The following is a 16,258-nucleotide window of genomic DNA, read 5'->3' as shown; positions in this document are numbered from 1 at the left end:
TCCTTAATAAGTCGGGTTTGGCCTCCACGTATCCCAATGACCAACCAGCGGCTTCAAGGCCTCCGGCACCCAGGTCATCGTGTCGACACGTGTGTGGATTTAAGCTTTGCGGGGTATCCCCGGAAAGCGGCGCATTTTATACCACAGCATCGGCAAAAACGAAACCCGCAATCGCACTTGCTTGCCGCCAGCGCCACCCAAGCCATTGAATCGGGTGAAAATACCCACACCTTATAGAGAGAAGCGATAGCCAGACACTCATGGTTTACACCTTGCGTCTGTTAGAATCGCGTTTTTTGGGCTTGTGCGAACGCTGCACCTTTTTGTCGCACGCCCGTAAACCGTATTGATTTCAGCGCGTCGCGCTAGAGAGAGCCTGTATGACCGTTACCCTGAAAACCGCCGAAGACATCGCAGGTATGCGCGTTGCCGGCAAACTGGCGGCCGACGTACTGGAAATGATTGCCGAACACGTCAAGCCCGGCGTCACCACCGAAGCCCTGGACCGCATCTGCCATGACTATATTGTCGACGTGCAGAAAGCCATCCCCGCGCCGCTGAACTACAAAGGCTTCCCCAAGTCGATCTGCACCTCGATCAACCACGTGGTCTGCCACGGCATCCCTGGCGACAAGCCGCTCAAGGACGGTGACACGCTGAACATCGACGTCACCGTGATCAAGGACGGCTATCACGGCGACACCAGCCGTATGTTCCATGTCGGCAACGTGCCGGTGTGGGCTGAGCGTCTGTCCCAGGTCACCCAGGAATGCATGTACAAGGCCATTGAGCTGGTCAAGCCGGGCTGCCGCCTGGGCGACATCGGTGAAGTGATCCAGAAGCACGCGGAAAAGAACGGCTTCTCGGTAGTCCGTGAATTCTGCGGCCACGGCATCGGTAAAGTGTTCCACGAAGAGCCACAGATCCTGCACTACGGCCGTGCCGGCACCGGCATGGAGCTCAAGGCAGGCATGACGTTTACCATCGAACCGATGATCAACCAGGGCAAGGCCGACACCAAGGTGCTGGGCGACGGCTGGACGGCCATCACCAAGGACCGCAAGCTCTCGGCGCAGTGGGAACACACCCTGCTGGTCACCGAGACGGGCTATGAGATCTTCACCCTGCGCGCCGACGACACGATTCCCCGCGTTTCGGCCTGATGCTTGCAGCGGGCTTTCCAGATAGCAATGTTGTGACCTACACCTAGATAGAAAGGAAAGCCGATCAATGCCCCAGGTGGATCCCGAACTCTTCGACCGTGGCCAGTTCCAGGCGGAACTGGCGCTGAAGGCCAGCCCCATAGCAGCCTTCAAGAAGGCCATCCGCCAGGCCCGCGAGGTGCTCGACGAGCGCTTTCGCAGCGGCCGGGAGATTCGCCGGCTGATCGAGGATCGCGCCTGGTTCGTCGATAACATCCTGCAAAAGGCCTGGGAGCAGTTTGATTGGAGCGAGGACGCCGATATCGCCCTGGTGGCCGTCGGCGGCTACGGCCGTGGCGAACTGCACCCCTACTCCGATATCGACCTGCTGATCCTGCTGGACAGCGCCGACCATGAGATCTTTCGTGACTCCATCGAGCGTTTTCTGACGCTGTTGTGGGATATCGGCCTGGAAGTCGGCCAAAGCGTGCGTTCGGTGGCTGAATGCGCCGAAGAAGCCCGCGCCGACCTGACCGTGGTCACCAACCTGATGGAAAGCCGCACCATCTGCGGCCCCGAGCGTCTGCGCCAACGCATGCTGGAAGTCACCAGCACTGCGCATATGTGGCCAAGCAAGGAGTTCTTCCTGGCCAAGCGCGCCGAGCAGAAAGCCCGGCATCACAAGTACAACGACACCGAATACAACCTGGAACCCAACGTCAAGGGCTCGCCCGGCGGGCTGCGGGATATCCAGACCATTTTGTGGGTCGCCCGTCGCCAGTACGGCACCCTGAACCTGCGGGCCCTGGCCGGCGAAGGCTTTTTGGTGGAGAGCGAAAACGCCCTGCTGGCCTCGTCCCAGGAGTTCTTGTGGAAGGTGCGCTACGCCCTGCACATGCTGGCCGGACGCTCCGAAGACCGCCTGCTGTTCGACCACCAGCGCTCCATCGCCACCCTGCTGGGCTTCGAGGGCGAAGACGCGAAGACCAGCATCGAAAGCTTCATGCAGCAGTACTACCGGGTGGTCATGAGCATCGCCCAGCTCAGCGACCTGATCATCCAGCACTTCGAAGAAGTAATCCTGGCCCCCGAAGACGAAGCGCCGCCGCAACCGATCAACGCCCGCTTCCAACTGCACGATGGCTATATCGAGGCACGTAACGACAACGTGTTCAAACGCACGCCGTTTGCCATGCTGGAAATCTTCGTGCTGATGGCCCAGCAACCGGAAATCAAGGGCGTGCGCGCCGATACCATCCGCTTGCTGCGGGAAAACCGTCACCTGATCGACGACGAATTCCGCCACGACATCCGCAACACCAGCCTGTTTATCGAGCTGTTCAAGTGCAAGGTCGGCATTCACCGCAACCTGCGGCGCATGAACCGCTACGGCATCCTCGGGCGCTATCTGCCGGAGTTCGGCTTTATTGTCGGGCAGATGCAACACGACCTGTTCCATATCTATACGGTCGACGCCCACACCCTGAACCTGATCAAACACCTGCGTAAGCTGCAATACACCCAGGTGTCAGAGAAATTCCCGCTGGCCAGTAAGCTAATGGCCAAGTTGCCCAAGCCTGAACTGATCTACCTGGCCGGCCTGTATCACGATATCGGCAAGGGCCGGCATGGTGACCACTCGGAAATCGGCGCAGTGGATGCCGAAGCCTTCTGCCAGCGCCACCAGTTGCCGCAGTGGGACAGCCGCCTGATCGTCTGGCTGGTGCAGAACCACCTGGTGATGTCCACCACCGCCCAGCGCAAGGACTTGTCCGACCCGCAGGTAATCCATGACTTTGCGCAGATCGTCGGCGACGAAACCCGTCTCGACTACCTGTACGTGCTGACCGTCTCCGACATCAACGCCACCAACCCGACCTTGTGGAACTCGTGGCGCGCCAGTCTGTTGCGCCAGCTCTACACCGAGACCAAGCGCGCCTTGCGCCGCGGCCTGGAGAACCCGGTGGACCGCGAAGAGCAGATCCGCCGCACCCAGAACGCAGCCCTGGATATCCTGGTGCGCGGCGGCAACGACCCGGACGATGTCGAGCAACTCTGGTCGCAGTTGGGAGATGATTACTTCCTGCGCCACACCGCAGGCGACGTGGCGTGGCATACCGACGCGATCCTGCAGCAGCCGGCCGACGGCGGCCCATTGGTGCTGATCAAGGAAACCACCCAGCGCGAATTCGAAGGCGGCACGCAGATCTTTATCTATGCGCCGGACCAGCATGACTTCTTCGCCGTGACCGTGGCCGCAATGGACCAGTTGAACCTGAACATCCATGACGCGCGGGTCATTACCTCCAGCAGCCAGTTCACCCTCGACACCTATATCGTGCTCGACACCGAAGGCGAGTCCATCGGCGACAACCCCGAACGCGTGAAGAAGATCCGCGAGGGCCTGACCGAGGCCCTGCGCAACCCGGACGACTACCCGACCATCATCCAGCGCCGGGTACCGCGCCAGCTCAAGCACTTCGCCTTTGCGCCTGAGGTGACGATCCACAACGATGCCCAGCGCCCGGTGACGGTACTCGAGCTCAGCGCCCCCGATCGCCCTGGCCTGCTGGCGCGGATCGGCGGGATTTTCCTGGAGTTTGACCTGTCGTTGCAGAACGCCAAGATTGCCACCCTGGGCGAGCGGGTCGAAGACGTGTTTTTTATTACCGATGCCGACAACCAGCCACTGTCCGACCCTGAACTGTGCCGCCGCTTGCAGGACGCCATCGTCGCGCAATTGAGCGTGAATCAGGAGCCTGGCGCGGAGTTGTCCAGAATAACCATTTGAGTTGAATTTAATTTCCCTGTGGACGTGGACCTTGTAGGGGCTGGCTTGCCTGCGATGCGGGCGGCGCGGTGTATCTGGTACACCGAGGCGATGCCATCGCAGGCAAGCCAGCTCCCACAGGGCCGCGCTCAACGATAGAGGCCCCGATGAACAACGCCCTGAACCAACTGCAACCCTACCCGTTCGAGAAATTGCGTGCCCTGCTGGGCAGCGTCACACCAAACCCGGACAAGCGCCCGATTGCCCTGTCCATTGGTGAACCCAAGCACAAGTCCCCGGATTTTGTTGCCCAGGCCCTGGCCAACAATCTGGATCAGATGGCGGTATACCCCACTACCCTGGGGATCCCCGCGTTGCGCGAGGCCATTGCCACCTGGTGCGAACGGCGTTTCGACGTGCCCAAGGGCTGGCTGGACCCGGCGCGCAATATCCTGCCGGTCAATGGCACCCGCGAAGCCCTGTTCGCCTTCACCCAGACCGTGGTCAACCGGGGTGACGATGCCCTGGTGGTCAGCCCAAACCCGTTCTACCAGATCTACGAAGGCGCAGCGTTCCTCGCCGGGGCCAAGCCGCACTACCTGCCGTGCCTGGATGAAAACGGCTTCAACCCGGATTTCGACGCGGTCTCAGCCGATATCTGGAAACGTTGCCAGATCCTGTTCCTGTGCTCCCCCGGCAACCCGACCGGCGCACTGATCCCGGTCGACACCCTGAAAAAACTGATTGCCCTGGCCGACCAGTACGACTTCGTGATCGCCGCCGACGAGTGCTACAGCGAGCTGTACTTCGACGAGCAAACTCCGCCGCCAGGCCTGCTCAGCGCCTGCGTCGAGCTGGGCCGCCAGGACTTCAAGCGCTGCGTGGTGTTCCATAGCCTGTCCAAGCGCTCCAACCTGCCGGGCCTGCGCTCGGGGTTTGTGGCCGGAGATGCGGAAATCCTCAAGGCCTTCCTGCTGTACCGCACTTACCACGGCTGCGCGATGCCGGTGCAAACCCAGCTGGCAAGCATCGCCGCGTGGCAGGACGAGGCTCATGTACAGGCCAATCGTGACCTGTATCGGGAAAAATTCGACGCCGTACTGGCGATTCTCAAGCCGGTACTCGACGTGCAAAACCCCGATGGGGGCTTCTACCTATGGCCGAACGTCGAGGGCGACGATGCCGCGTTCTGCCGCGATTTGTTCGCGGAAGAACATGTGACCGTGGTGCCGGGCTCGTACCTGTCGCGGGAAGTGGATGGCTTCAATCCAGGGGCCGGACGGGTGCGCCTGGCATTGGTTGCGCCATTGACCGAATGTGTTGAAGCCGCCGAACGGATGCGTAACTTCATCCAGCGTCGTCGTTGATGACAGGGGCCGCTCCCGCCCGGGAGCGGCCTGCGCGTTGAGATCGCGCAAGGGCAACAGGGGTAAGTCAGCCCACTCGGCTATTTCTGGGTCCCCAGGTTGGCCTCACTCATATCCAGGTCAGCCAGCACTTCGCGCAGCACGTCATCGCCAATCTGGTGGTGACGGCTCAGGCTATACAGCTCCAATCGCTGCGCGCGCAGGGCCTTGAGCCGTAACTTGCGCTCCAGATGATCCATCTGCAGCGCCAGCGCCTGGGCTTCGGCCGAGTCATTGAACACCTCCAGTTGATGGCGATATTCCGACATGATCCGTGCCTTGAGCTCTGCCGCCAGTGCAGCCTGGGCCGCATCCAGGGGCGCCGCGTCGGCGGCCTCCTCTGCTTCCAGGGCATGAATCGCGGCTTCGGCGGTTTTCTTCCAGGCATCACGCACCTCGCCGCGCCGCTTGTCATCCGGGCTCTTCTCGATCCCCCGCAACAACAAGGGCAAGGCGATACAGGCGGCGACCAATGACAAAAGGATTACCCCGGCGGCAATGAAGATCAGCAGGTCGCGCTCGGGAAACGCCTGGCCAGGCGCCATCAGCAACGGTACTGACATCACACCGGCCAGGGTCACCGCCCCGCGTACCCCGCCAACCGTCAACAGCCAGCAGGACCGCGCGGTGGGCACCAGTGTCAGCTCACTTTTACCGCGCAGGCGACGCAGCAGACCGGACAGACGCCAAATGCTCTGTACCCAGATAAACCGCAACACCAACAACACCAGGAAGATCGCGATCACGTCCAGGCAGCGATAGAACAAGGTCGGCCACAGCGTGGCTTCGTGGCTGGTCACCGCCTTGATGATGTCCGGCAACTGCAGGCCCAGCAGCAGGAAGATCAAACCGTTGAAGGCAAACTCCAGCAACGACCAGACACTGCGATTGAGCAAGCGTGTACTGGTTTGGCGTGGCAGCAGGTCCAGCCAGCTCTGCATCATGCCCGCCGCCACGGCCGAGAGAATCCCCGAGGCGCCCAGGCGTTCAGCCAACACATACGCCGCAAACGGCAGCAGCAACATAAACACCACATGGGTCGCCGGATCATCCCAGCCCCGGGCAATCATCCAGGCCCGCAGGCGCCCCACCAGCCAGCTCAAGGCTACGCCAATGGCCAGGCCACCGACCGCCACCAGCACAAATGTCAGGCTGGCATCGGCCAGGGAAAATACCCCGGTCAACGCGGCCACCAGGGCGAACTTGAAGGTCACCAGGCCCGACGCATCATTCATCAAGGCCTCGCCCTGAAGCATGTGCATCAAAGGCGTGGGCAAGCGGTTCTGGGAAATCGCCGACACCGCCACCGCATCCGTCGGCGACAACACTGCCGCCAGGGCGAAAGCCACCGGCAAGGGAATGCTCGGCAACAACCAGTGGATAAAGTACCCGGCGCCCACCACGGTAAACAGCACCAGCCCCACGGCCAACGTCAGGATCGGCCCACGCAGGCGCCACAGCTCACGCTTGGGCATGCGCCAGCCATCGGAGAACAGCAACGGCGGCAGGAACAGAAACAGAAACAATTCAGGGTCCAACGCCACATGCAGCCCCAGGGTCGGCCACGCCAGCAAGGCACCAGCGCCAATCTGCACCAACGGCAACGGCAAAGGGATCACACGCCCGACCAGACGCGAAACGCTGACCAGCATCAGCAGGATAAGAACGGTGTAGGCGGTTTGCATAAAGCGGGGTTCCTGGACAATCGACTTGCAATGACACACTTGAGGCAACAACGCGCCTTTGAAGTGCCATATTAGCTGCCTATGCTGTTGCCGGGCTTTTGCACATAAGTCGCACCTCGTACCGTAAGGAGTGACGAGCGGCACCCAAACTGTTTTGTCGTGGCATAATCCGTGATCGTTTGTTTCCAGCAGCCCAAAGGGGGCAGTTCCTTGACCGATTCAAGCAAAACATTGCACCTTTTTGGCATCAAAGCCTGCGACACCATGAAAAAGGCCCGTACCTGGCTCGATGAAAATGCCATCAGCTATGAGTTTCATGACTACAAGACGGCCGGTATCGACCGCGAACACTTGACCCAATGGTGCAATGAGCACGGTTGGCAGGTGGTTTTGAACCGTGCAGGCACGACCTTTCGCAAACTCGAAGACGAACGCAAAGCCGATCTCGACCAGGCGAAAGCCGTTGAACTGATGCTCGCACAACCCTCGATGATCAAGCGCCCAGTGCTCGATCTCGGTGACAGAACCCTGATTGGCTTCAAGCCAGATAGTTATTCGGCGGCCCTCAAGTAGGCCAGCCACTTCATTTTTGTAGAGGTAACAGCATGTCCAATTCCCTGTTCAGCCTGGGCTTCGGCGTCGGCACCCAGAACCGCCAAGGTGCTTGGCTGGAAGTGTTTTACGCGCAGCCATTGCTCAACCCTTCGGCCGAAATCGTCGCTGCCATCGCGCCGATCCTTGGCTACACCGAAGGCAACCAGGCGATCACCTTCACCATTGCCCAAGCCTCGCAACTGGCTGATGCACTGAAAAATGTAGATGCCACCCAGGCCGCCCTGCTGACCCGCCTGGCCGAAAGCCACAAGCCGCTGGTCGCCACGTTGTTGGCCGAAGATGCCGCACTGACCTCCACCCCTGAGGCCTACCTCAAGCTGCATCTGCTCTCCCACCGCCTGGTCAAGCCCCATGGCCTGAGCCTGGCGGGTGTGTTCCCGCAACTGCCGAACGTAGCCTGGACCAGCCAGGGTGCGATCGACATCGGCGAACTGGCCGAGCGCCAACTGGAAGCGCGCCTGCGTGGCGAGCTGCTGGAAGTGTTCTCGGTGGACAAGTTCCCGAAAATGACCGACTACGTGGTCCCGGCCGGCGTGCGTATCGCCGATGCCGCACGTCTGCGCCTGGGTGCCTATGTGGGCGAAGGCACCACCGTGATGCACGAAGGCTTCATCAACTTCAATGCGGGCACCGAAGGCCCGGGCATGATTGAAGGCCGTGTATCGGCTGGCGTCTTCGTCGGCAAGGGGTCGGACCTGGGCGGCGGTTGCTCCACCATGGGCACCCTGTCGGGCGGCGGCAACATCGTGATCAAAGTGGGCGAAGGCTGCCTGATCGGCGCCAACGCCGGTATCGGTATCCCATTGGGCGACCGCAACACCGTGGAATCGGGCCTGTACGTGACTGCCGGCACTAAAGTGGCGCTGCTCGATGAGCAGAACCAACTGGTCAAGGTGGTCAAGGCCCGTGAACTGGCTGGCCAGCCGGACCTGCTGTTCCGCCGTAACTCCGAGACCGGTGCCGTGGAGTGCAAAACCCACAAGTCGGCCATCGAACTGAACGCAGCGCTGCACGCTCACAACTAAGCAGCGACTCGATGCCACCGGAGCCGGCCGTGCCTTGCAGCACGGCCGGTTCATATGAGTCTTGAACCCATGCTTGTGCCCTCGCCCTGGCGCGCCGATTTCCCGGCCATCGCTACCTTGCAACGGCAAGACCAGACCTATCTGGACAACGCCGCTACCACGCAAAAACCTCAAGCCCTGCTGGACGCCCTTGGCCATTACTACGCCAATGGCGCGGCCAATGTGCACCGTGCCCAGCATTTGCCAGGCGCCCATGCGACCCAGGCGTTCGAGGACAGTCGCAGCAAAGTGGCGCAATGGCTCAACGTCGGTGACAGCGGGCAGATCATCTTTACCCACGGCGCGACGTCTGCGCTGAACCTCCTGGCCTATGGCCTGGAGCACCTTTTCAACCCGGGCGATGAGCTTGTCATCAGCGCCCTGGAACATCACGCCAACCTGCTGCCCTGGCAGCAACTGGCCAAACGCCGCGAGCTCACGCTGGTGGTGCTGCCCCTCGACGATGAGGGTTTGATCGACCTGCAAGCCGCCGCCACGATGATCGGCCCACGCACCCGCCTGCTGGCGGTGAGCCAGTTGTCCAACGTGCTGGGCGTCTGGCAGCCGTTGCCGCAGTTGCTGGCACTGGCCAAGGCCCACGACGCCTTGACCGTGGTGGATGGCGCCCAGGGCATCGTCCACGGCCGCCATGACGTGCAGGCCCTGGGCTGCGACTTCTACGTATTTTCCAGCCACAAACTTTATGGTCCGGACGGCGTCGGCGTGCTTTACGGCCGCACCGAAGCCCTGCATCGGCTGCGCCACTGGCAGTTTGGCGGCGAGATGGTGCAGCAGGCGGACTACCACAGCGCCAGCTTCCGCCCGGCGCCCCTGGGTTTCGAGGCGGGTACGCCACCAATTGCCGGGGTGATTGGCCTGGGGGCGACCCTGGATTACCTCAACTCCCTGGATCAACAGGCGGTGATCGCCCACGAAGCGGCACTGCACGACTACCTCTTGCGCGGCCTACAGGCACGCAAGGGCGTCCATCTGCTGGGCTCGCCGCAAGTCGCCCTGGCCAGCTTTGTGGTAGAGGGCGTGCATAACGCCGACCTCGCCCACCTGCTGACCGAGCAGGGCATCGCGGTACGCGCCGGTCATCACTGTGCGATGCCTTTGCTCAAGAGCCTGCATCTGTCGGGGGCGATCCGGGTTTCCCTGGCGTTGTACAACGACTCCGATGATCTGGAGCGTTTCTTTGAAGCGCTGGATCAGGCCCTGGACATGCTGCGATGAGCCTGCCCGCAGATGCACGTGTCGCGTTGCAGGCCTTTCAGGCCGTCGGCAGCTGGGAGCAACGCGCGCGCTTGTTGATGCAATGGGGCGAGCGGCTGCCGGCGTTGGCGGCTGAGGACAAGGTCGACGCCAACCTGGTGCAGGGCTGTGAAAGCCTGGTGTGGCTGGTGGGATGCTTGCGCGACGACCATTGGCAGTTTGCCGCCAGCAGTGATGCACGCTTGATTCGCGGGTTGGTGGCATTGCTGCTGGCGCGGGTCAATGGTCTGTCGGCGGAGGCGTTACAGGCAGTCGACCTGCCCGACTGGTTCAACCAGTTGGGGCTTTCCCGTCAATTGTCGCCGTCGCGCAGTAATGGCCTGAATGCGGTCCTGCAGCGCATGCGCCAATTGAGCCAAACACAAAACTGAATGTGGGAGCTGGCTTGCCTGCTCCCACACTGTGATGGATGTCCAGCCGTGAGATTCAGGCGGGCTTGACCCGCTCGGACGGCCTGCGCACCCCAGCCACAATCTTGTCCACCGCCTTGGTCGCCGCGACCATGCCAAAAGTTGCCGTCACCATCATCACCGCGCCAAACCCGCCGGCGCAGTCCAGCTTGACGCCATCACCGACAAAACTCTTTTGCAAACAGATGCTGCCATCGGGCTTGGGATAGCGCAGTTGTTCGGTGGAGAACACGCAAGGCACGCTGTAGTGCCGGGTCACGGTGCGCGAGAACCCGTAGTCGCGGCGCAAGGTGGAGCGCACTTTCGAGGCCAGCGGGTCGTTGAAGGTGCGGTTCAGGTCGCACACCTGGATCAGCGTCGGGTCAATTTGCCCGCCGGCGCCGCCGGTGGTGATGATCTGGATCTTGCGGCGCTTGCACCAGGCAATCAGCGCCGCCTTGGCGTTGACCGCGTCGATGCAGTCAATCACGCAGTCGATGGTCGGCGTGATGTACTCGGCCATGGTGTCGCGGGTTACGAAGTCCGCCACCGCGTGCACCGTGCAATCGGGGTTGATCGCACGCAGGCGTTCGGCCATCACTTCGACCTTGGGCTTGCCCACCGTGCTGTCCAGGGCGTGCAACTGACGGTTGCTGTTGCTGACGCACACGTCGTCCAGGTCAAACAGCGAAATCTCGCCCACCCCACAACGGGCCATGGCTTCAGCGGCCCACGAGCCGACACCGCCCACGCCGACGATGGCCACATGGGCCGCTTTCAAGCGTTCCAGGCCTTCAATGCCATACAAGCGGGCGACGCCGGCAAACCGTGGATCTTCTGTACTCATGACCATTACCCCAAAAACCGGCGCGCATTATAGGGCTACGCAGCGATAAGTTCTAAGCTACAAGCTATAAGTAAAGAACTTACCGACGCTTTCGCTGCCAAATGCCCGGTTTTTCCTGGCTTGCTGTACGCAGAGTGCAGGGCCGATGGTAGGATGCGCGCCGTTCGGCGTACACCAACACGTCTATTCGTTCCACACCCTTTGGAACCCGAAACAGCTATGTCATCGCGTAAATTTGGACTCAACCTGGTGGTGGTGCTGGCAATTGCCGCGCTGTTCACCGGTTTCTGGGCGCTGATCAACCGCCCGGTCACTACCCCCAACTGGCCTCAGCAGATTTCCGGGTTTTCTTACTCGCCGTTCCAGCAGGGCCAGTACCCGCAAAAAGACCAGTACCCGACCGACGAACAAATGCGTCAGGACCTTGCGATCATGAGCAAGCTGACGGACAACATTCGGACCTATTCGGTCGACGGCCCTCTGGGGAATATCCCCAAGCTGGCGGAAGAGTTCGGCCTGCGTGTGACCCTGGGGATCTGGATCAGCCCGGACCTTGAGCGCAACGAGCGCGAAATCCAGCGGGCCATCGAGATCGCCAACAGCTCGCGCAGCGTGGTACGTGTGGTGGTCGGCAACGAGGCCATCTTCCGCAAGGAGATTACCCCCGAAGAGCTGATTGTCCTGCTGGACCGGGTGCGCGCCGCCGTCAAAGTGCCAGTGACTACCTCCGAGCAGTGGCATATCTGGGAACACAACCCGCAACTGGGCAAGCATGTCGACCTGATCGCCGCGCACGTTCTGCCGTACTGGGAACATGTGCCGATGGCCCAGGCCGGGCAATTCGTCCTCGACCGGGCCAAGGATCTGAAGAAGACCTTCCCGAAAAAGCCATTGCTGCTGTCGGAAGTCGGCTGGCCGAGCAATGGCCGCATGCGCGGTGGCGCGGACGCCTCCCCGGCTGACCAGGCCATTTACCTGCGCACTCTGGTCAACAAGCTGAACCGCCAGGGCTACAACTACTTCGTGATCGAAGCCTTCGACCAACCCTGGAAAGCCAGTGACGAAGGCTCGGTAGGCGCCTATTGGGGCGTGTTCAACGCCGCGCGCCAGCAGAAATTCAACTTTGAAGGGCCGGTCGTGGCGATTCCGCAATGGCGGGTGCTGGCCATCGGCTCGGTGGTGTTGGCACTGCTGTCGCTGACCTTGCTGATGATCGACGGCTCGTCCCTGCGCCAGCGTGGTCGCACCTTCCTGACCTTTATCGCGTTCCTGTGCGGCTCGGTGCTGGTCTGGATCGGCTACGACTACAGCCAGCAATACAGCACCTGGTTCAGTCTGACTGTGGGCTTCTTGCTCGCGCTGGGTGCCATGGGCGTGTTTATCGTGTTGCTGACCGAGGCCCATGAACTGGCGGAAGCGGTCTGGACCCACAAACGCCGGCGTGAATTCCTGCCGGTTGAAGGGGATTCGGACTACCGCCCGAAAGTCTCCATCCATGTGCCGTGCTACAACGAGCCGCCGGAAATGGTCAAACAGACCCTCGACGCCCTGGCCGCCCTCGATTACCCGGACTACGAAGTCCTGATCATCGACAACAACACCAAGGACCCGGCGGTGTGGGAACCGGTACGCGACTACTGCCTGACCCTGGGCCCGCGCTTCAAGTTCTTCCACGTCGCGCCCCTGGCCGGCTTCAAGGGTGGCGCGCTGAACTACCTGATCCCGCACACCGCCAAGGATGCCGAAGTGATCGCGGTGATCGACTCGGACTACTGTGTATCGCCCAACTGGCTCAAGCACATGGTGCCGCACTTCGCCGACCCGAAAATCGCCGTGGTGCAATCGCCCCAGGATTACCGCGACCAGAACGAAAGCACCTTCAAGAAGCTCTGCTACGCCGAATATAAAGGCTTCTTCCATATCGGCATGGTCACCCGCAACGACCGCGACGCGATCATTCAGCACGGCACCATGACCATGACCCGCCGCTCGGTGCTCGAAGAACTGGGCTGGGCCGACTGGTGCATCTGTGAAGACGCCGAGCTGGGCCTACGGGTATTCGAGAAAGGTCTGTCGGCTGCGTACTACCACACCAGCTACGGCAAGGGCCTGATGCCCGATACCTTTATCGACTTCAAGAAACAGCGGTTCCGCTGGGCCTATGGCGCGATCCAGATCATCAAGCGCCACACCGCCAGCCTGCTGCGCGGCAAGGACACCGAGCTGACCCGTGGCCAGCGCTACCACTTCCTCGCGGGCTGGTTGCCGTGGGTAGCGGACGGCATGAACATCTTCTTCACCGTCGGTGCCCTGCTGTGGTCGGCGGCGATGATCATTGTGCCGACCCGGGTCGACCCGCCGTTGCTGATCTTCGCAATCCCGCCGTTGGCGCTGTTTGTGTTCAAGGTCGGCAAGATCATCTTCCTCTACCGCCGCGCCGTTGGTGTGAACCTCAAGGATGCGTTCTGCGCAGCCCTGGCCGGGTTGGCGTTGTCCCATACCATAGCCAAGGCAGTGCTGTATGGCTTCTTCACCACCAGTATTCCGTTCTTTCGTACACCGAAAAACGCGGATAACCACGGCTTCTGGGTAGCGATTTCCGAAGCCCGCGAAGAGATGTTCATTATGTTGCTGCTGTGGGGCGCGGCGCTGGGGATCTACCTGGTGCAGGGCCTGCCAAGCAATGACATGCGCTTCTGGGTGGTGATGCTGCTGGTGCAATCACTGCCGTATGTGGCGGCGTTGATCATGGCGTTCCTGTCGTCACTGCCGAAACCGGCAGCGGTGGCGGAGCCCGCGACGGCCGCGTAAAAACTTGCGCAATGCACTAAACGGCGGCCTCTGGTCGCCGTTTTGCTATAAGATAACGGCCCTTTATGGGTTCAGGCAGCCACTGCCCCCCTTGTGGGAGCGGGCTTGCCCGCGATGGCATCGCTGCGGTGCAACTGCTACACCGCGGCGCCTGCATCGCGGGCAAGCCCGCTCCCACATTGGATATATTTCACTCTCGTCTTGCGCCCTGACACACCTTCGGAGTTTTCCCATGACGGCCCACGCCGACCTTTCGCCGACCCTCCAACTCGCTATCGACTTGATCCGCCGCCCGTCGGTGACGCCGATCGACGCCGATTGCCAGAAGCTGATGATGCAGCGCCTGGGCGACGCCGGCTTTGCGCTTGAGCCGATGCGCATCGAAGATGTGGACAACTTCTGGGCCACCCACGGCAAGCATGAAGGCCCGGTGCTGTGCTTCGCCGGCCACACCGACGTGGTCCCGACCGGCCCGGTGCAGGCCTGGCAGAATGACCCGTTCGACGCACTGATCGACGAACACGGCATGTTGTGCGGGCGTGGCGCGGCCGACATGAAGGGCAGCCTGGCCGCGATGCTGGTGGCCTCCGAGCGCTTTGTGAAGGACTATCCGGACCACAAGGGTTCGGTGGCGTTTCTGATCACCAGCGACGAAGAAGGCCCGGCGCACCACGGCACCAAGGCAGTGATCGAGCGCCTGGCAGCACGCAAGGAGCGCCTGGACTGGTGCATCGTCGGTGAACCGTCGAGCACCACCCTGGTGGGCGATGTGGTCAAGAACGGCCGTCGCGGCTCCCTCGGTGCGACCCTGACCGTGCGCGGTGTGCAAGGCCACGTGGCTTACCCGCACCTGGCAAAGAACCCGATCCACCTGGCCGCCCCGGCCCTGGCCGAACTGGCCGCCGAGCATTGGGACAACGGCAATACCTTCTTCCCGCCGACCAGCTTCCAGATTTCCAACCTCAATTCCGGCACCGGCGCCACCAACGTGATCCCGGGTGACCTGACGGCGGTGTTCAACTTCCGTTTCTCCACCGAGTCCACCGTCGAAGGCCTGCAACAGCGGGTCGCGGCGATTCTCGACAAGCATGGCCTGGACTGGCATGTGGAGTGGGCGCTGTCGGGCCTGCCGTTCCTGACCGAGCCGGGCGCGCTGCTCGATGCGGTGTCCGCCAGCATCAAGGCCATTACCGGCCGCGAGACCCAGGCGTCCACCAGTGGCGGCACCTCCGACGGGCGCTTTATCGCGACCCTCGGCACCCAAGTGGTGGAACTGGGCCCGGTCAACGCGACGATCCATCAGGTCAACGAGCGCATTCTGGCCAGCGACCTCGATGTGCTGACCGAAATCTACTACCAGACCCTGATCAAGTTGCTCGCCTGATGCTTGCTTGCCCCATTTGCAGTGCGCCCCTCAATGTGGTGGATAGTGGCGTGGTATGCCCGGCCGGGCACCGGTTCGACCGGGCCCGCCAGGGTTACCTGAACCTGTTGCCGGTGCAGCACAAGAACAGCCGTGACCCAGGCGATAACCTGGCCATGGTGCAAGCGCGCCGCGACTTCCTCAATGCCGGTCACTATGCGCCTGTGGCCAGGCGCCTGGCCGCACTGGCAGCCGAACGCAAACCCCAGCGCTGGCTGGATATCGGTTGCGGCGAAGGCTACTACACCGCGCAAATCGCCGATGCCCTGCTACGCGCCGATGGTTATGCCCTGGATATTTCCAAGGAAGCAGTCAAGCGCGCGTGCAAACGCAACCCGACGCTGACTTGGCTGATCGCCAGCATGGCCCGCGTGCCGCTGGCCGACGGCAGTTGCCAGTTCCTCGCCAGCGTGTTCAGCCCCCTGGACTGGCAGGAAGCCAAGCGTCTGCTCAGCCCCGGCGGCGGCCTGATGAAGGTCGGACCGACCAGCGGCCACCTGATGGAACTGCGCGAACGCCTGTACGACGAAGTGCGCGAGTACACCGACGACAAGCACCTGGCCCTGGTGCCAGACGGCATGAGCCTGCAACACAGCGAAGTGCTGGAGTTCAAGCTCAGCCTGGCCGACCCCGGGGACCGCGCCAATCTGCTGGCGATGACCCCCCATGGCTGGCGTGCCAGCGCCGAGCGTCGCGCCCAGGTGATCGAGCAGGCCGAACCGCTGCTGGTCACCGTGTCGATGCGCTACGACTATTTCGTGCTTCAATAACCGACTATTCCGGGCCTTTGCGCCCACCCTGAATCCGCGAATGGATTTTCGAATCCCGCAA

At 61.8% G+C, this 16,258-nt stretch carries 12 protein-coding genes; 10 read left to right on the top strand and 2 right to left on the bottom strand.

The annotated features are described in order from the left end of the window. Window positions 1-380 precede the first annotated feature (380 nt). The 3 genes from map (at window position 381) to dapC (ending at window position 5,279) form a co-directional block, all read left to right on the top strand. Window positions 381-1,163, top strand: coding sequence for a type I methionyl aminopeptidase (gene map, locus HBO24_RS14930; RefSeq protein ID WP_032858167.1), 783 nt, complete (start codon window positions 381-383; stop codon window positions 1,161-1,163). Window positions 1,164-1,230: 67 nt separating this feature from the next. After that, window positions 1,231-3,933, top strand: a complete 2,703-nt coding sequence (locus HBO24_RS14925) for a [protein-PII] uridylyltransferase (protein WP_115127527.1) — start codon at window positions 1,231-1,233, stop codon at window positions 3,931-3,933. A gap of 146 nt (window positions 3,934-4,079) precedes the next feature. Further along, entirely contained in the window at window positions 4,080-5,279 is a 1,200-nt protein-coding gene (gene dapC / locus HBO24_RS14920) for a succinyldiaminopimelate transaminase (protein WP_170059939.1), read from the top strand. A gap of 80 nt (window positions 5,280-5,359) precedes the next feature. Here dapC and HBO24_RS14915 read toward each other — a convergent pair whose 3' ends face one another. Beyond that, a complete protein-coding gene (locus HBO24_RS14915; RefSeq protein WP_169960721.1) occupies window positions 5,360-7,003 on the bottom strand; it encodes a Na+/H+ antiporter in 1,644 nt (547 codons plus the stop codon). 264 nt (window positions 7,004-7,267) lie between these two features. Here HBO24_RS14915 and HBO24_RS14910 point away from each other — a divergent pair, with 264 nt between their 5' ends. From HBO24_RS14910 to HBO24_RS14895, 4 genes are all read left to right on the top strand, one after another. After that, window positions 7,268-7,576 (top strand): arsenate reductase, encoded by a 309-nt coding sequence (locus HBO24_RS14910; RefSeq protein ID WP_232545463.1) that lies wholly within the window; start codon window positions 7,268-7,270, stop codon window positions 7,574-7,576. Window positions 7,577-7,608: 32 nt separating this feature from the next. Beyond that, window positions 7,609-8,643: a 2,3,4,5-tetrahydropyridine-2,6-dicarboxylate N-succinyltransferase gene (gene dapD, locus HBO24_RS14905; protein ID WP_057439915.1), complete on the top strand. Its 1,035-nt coding sequence runs from the start codon at window positions 7,609-7,611 to the stop codon at window positions 8,641-8,643. 69 nt (window positions 8,644-8,712) lie between these two features. After that, the gene (locus HBO24_RS14900) at window positions 8,713-9,918 is read left to right on the top strand and encodes a cysteine desulfurase (RefSeq protein ID WP_057439916.1); all 1,206 of its coding nucleotides are present in this window, start codon (window positions 8,713-8,715) and stop codon (window positions 9,916-9,918) included. Continuing rightward, window positions 9,915-10,328 (top strand): SufE family protein, encoded by a 414-nt coding sequence (locus HBO24_RS14895; RefSeq protein WP_057439918.1) that lies wholly within the window; start codon window positions 9,915-9,917, stop codon window positions 10,326-10,328. Before HBO24_RS14900 ends, HBO24_RS14895 begins: the two co-directional genes overlap by 4 nt. Before the next feature lie 55 nt (window positions 10,329-10,383). Here HBO24_RS14895 and tcdA read toward each other — a convergent pair whose 3' ends face one another. Then, a complete protein-coding gene (gene tcdA, locus HBO24_RS14890; RefSeq protein ID WP_076962157.1) occupies window positions 10,384-11,199 on the bottom strand; it encodes a tRNA cyclic N6-threonylcarbamoyladenosine(37) synthase TcdA in 816 nt (271 codons plus the stop codon). A gap of 213 nt (window positions 11,200-11,412) precedes the next feature. Between tcdA and HBO24_RS14885 the strand changes: the two genes are divergently transcribed. From HBO24_RS14885 to HBO24_RS14875, 3 genes are all read left to right on the top strand, one after another. Further along, complete coding sequence (locus HBO24_RS14885) at window positions 11,413-14,004, top strand: glycosyltransferase (protein WP_057958688.1); 2,592 nt, start codon at window positions 11,413-11,415, stop codon at window positions 14,002-14,004. Window positions 14,005-14,236: 232 nt separating this feature from the next. Then, window positions 14,237-15,388, top strand: a complete 1,152-nt coding sequence (gene dapE / locus HBO24_RS14880) for a succinyl-diaminopimelate desuccinylase (protein WP_057958687.1) — start codon at window positions 14,237-14,239, stop codon at window positions 15,386-15,388. Further along, complete coding sequence (locus tag HBO24_RS14875) at window positions 15,388-16,197, top strand: putative RNA methyltransferase (protein WP_170059938.1); 810 nt, start codon at window positions 15,388-15,390, stop codon at window positions 16,195-16,197. Before dapE ends, HBO24_RS14875 begins: the two co-directional genes overlap by 1 nt. The last annotated feature ends 61 nt before the right edge of the window (window positions 16,198-16,258 follow it).

Origin of the sequence: Pseudomonas sp. WS 5410 (genome assembly GCF_012985645.1) — a bacterium.
In the GTDB taxonomy this organism is placed as follows: Bacteria; Pseudomonadota; Gammaproteobacteria; order Pseudomonadales; family Pseudomonadaceae; genus Aquipseudomonas; species Aquipseudomonas shahriarae.
This window is presented reverse-complemented; position numbering and strand designations above follow the sequence as displayed.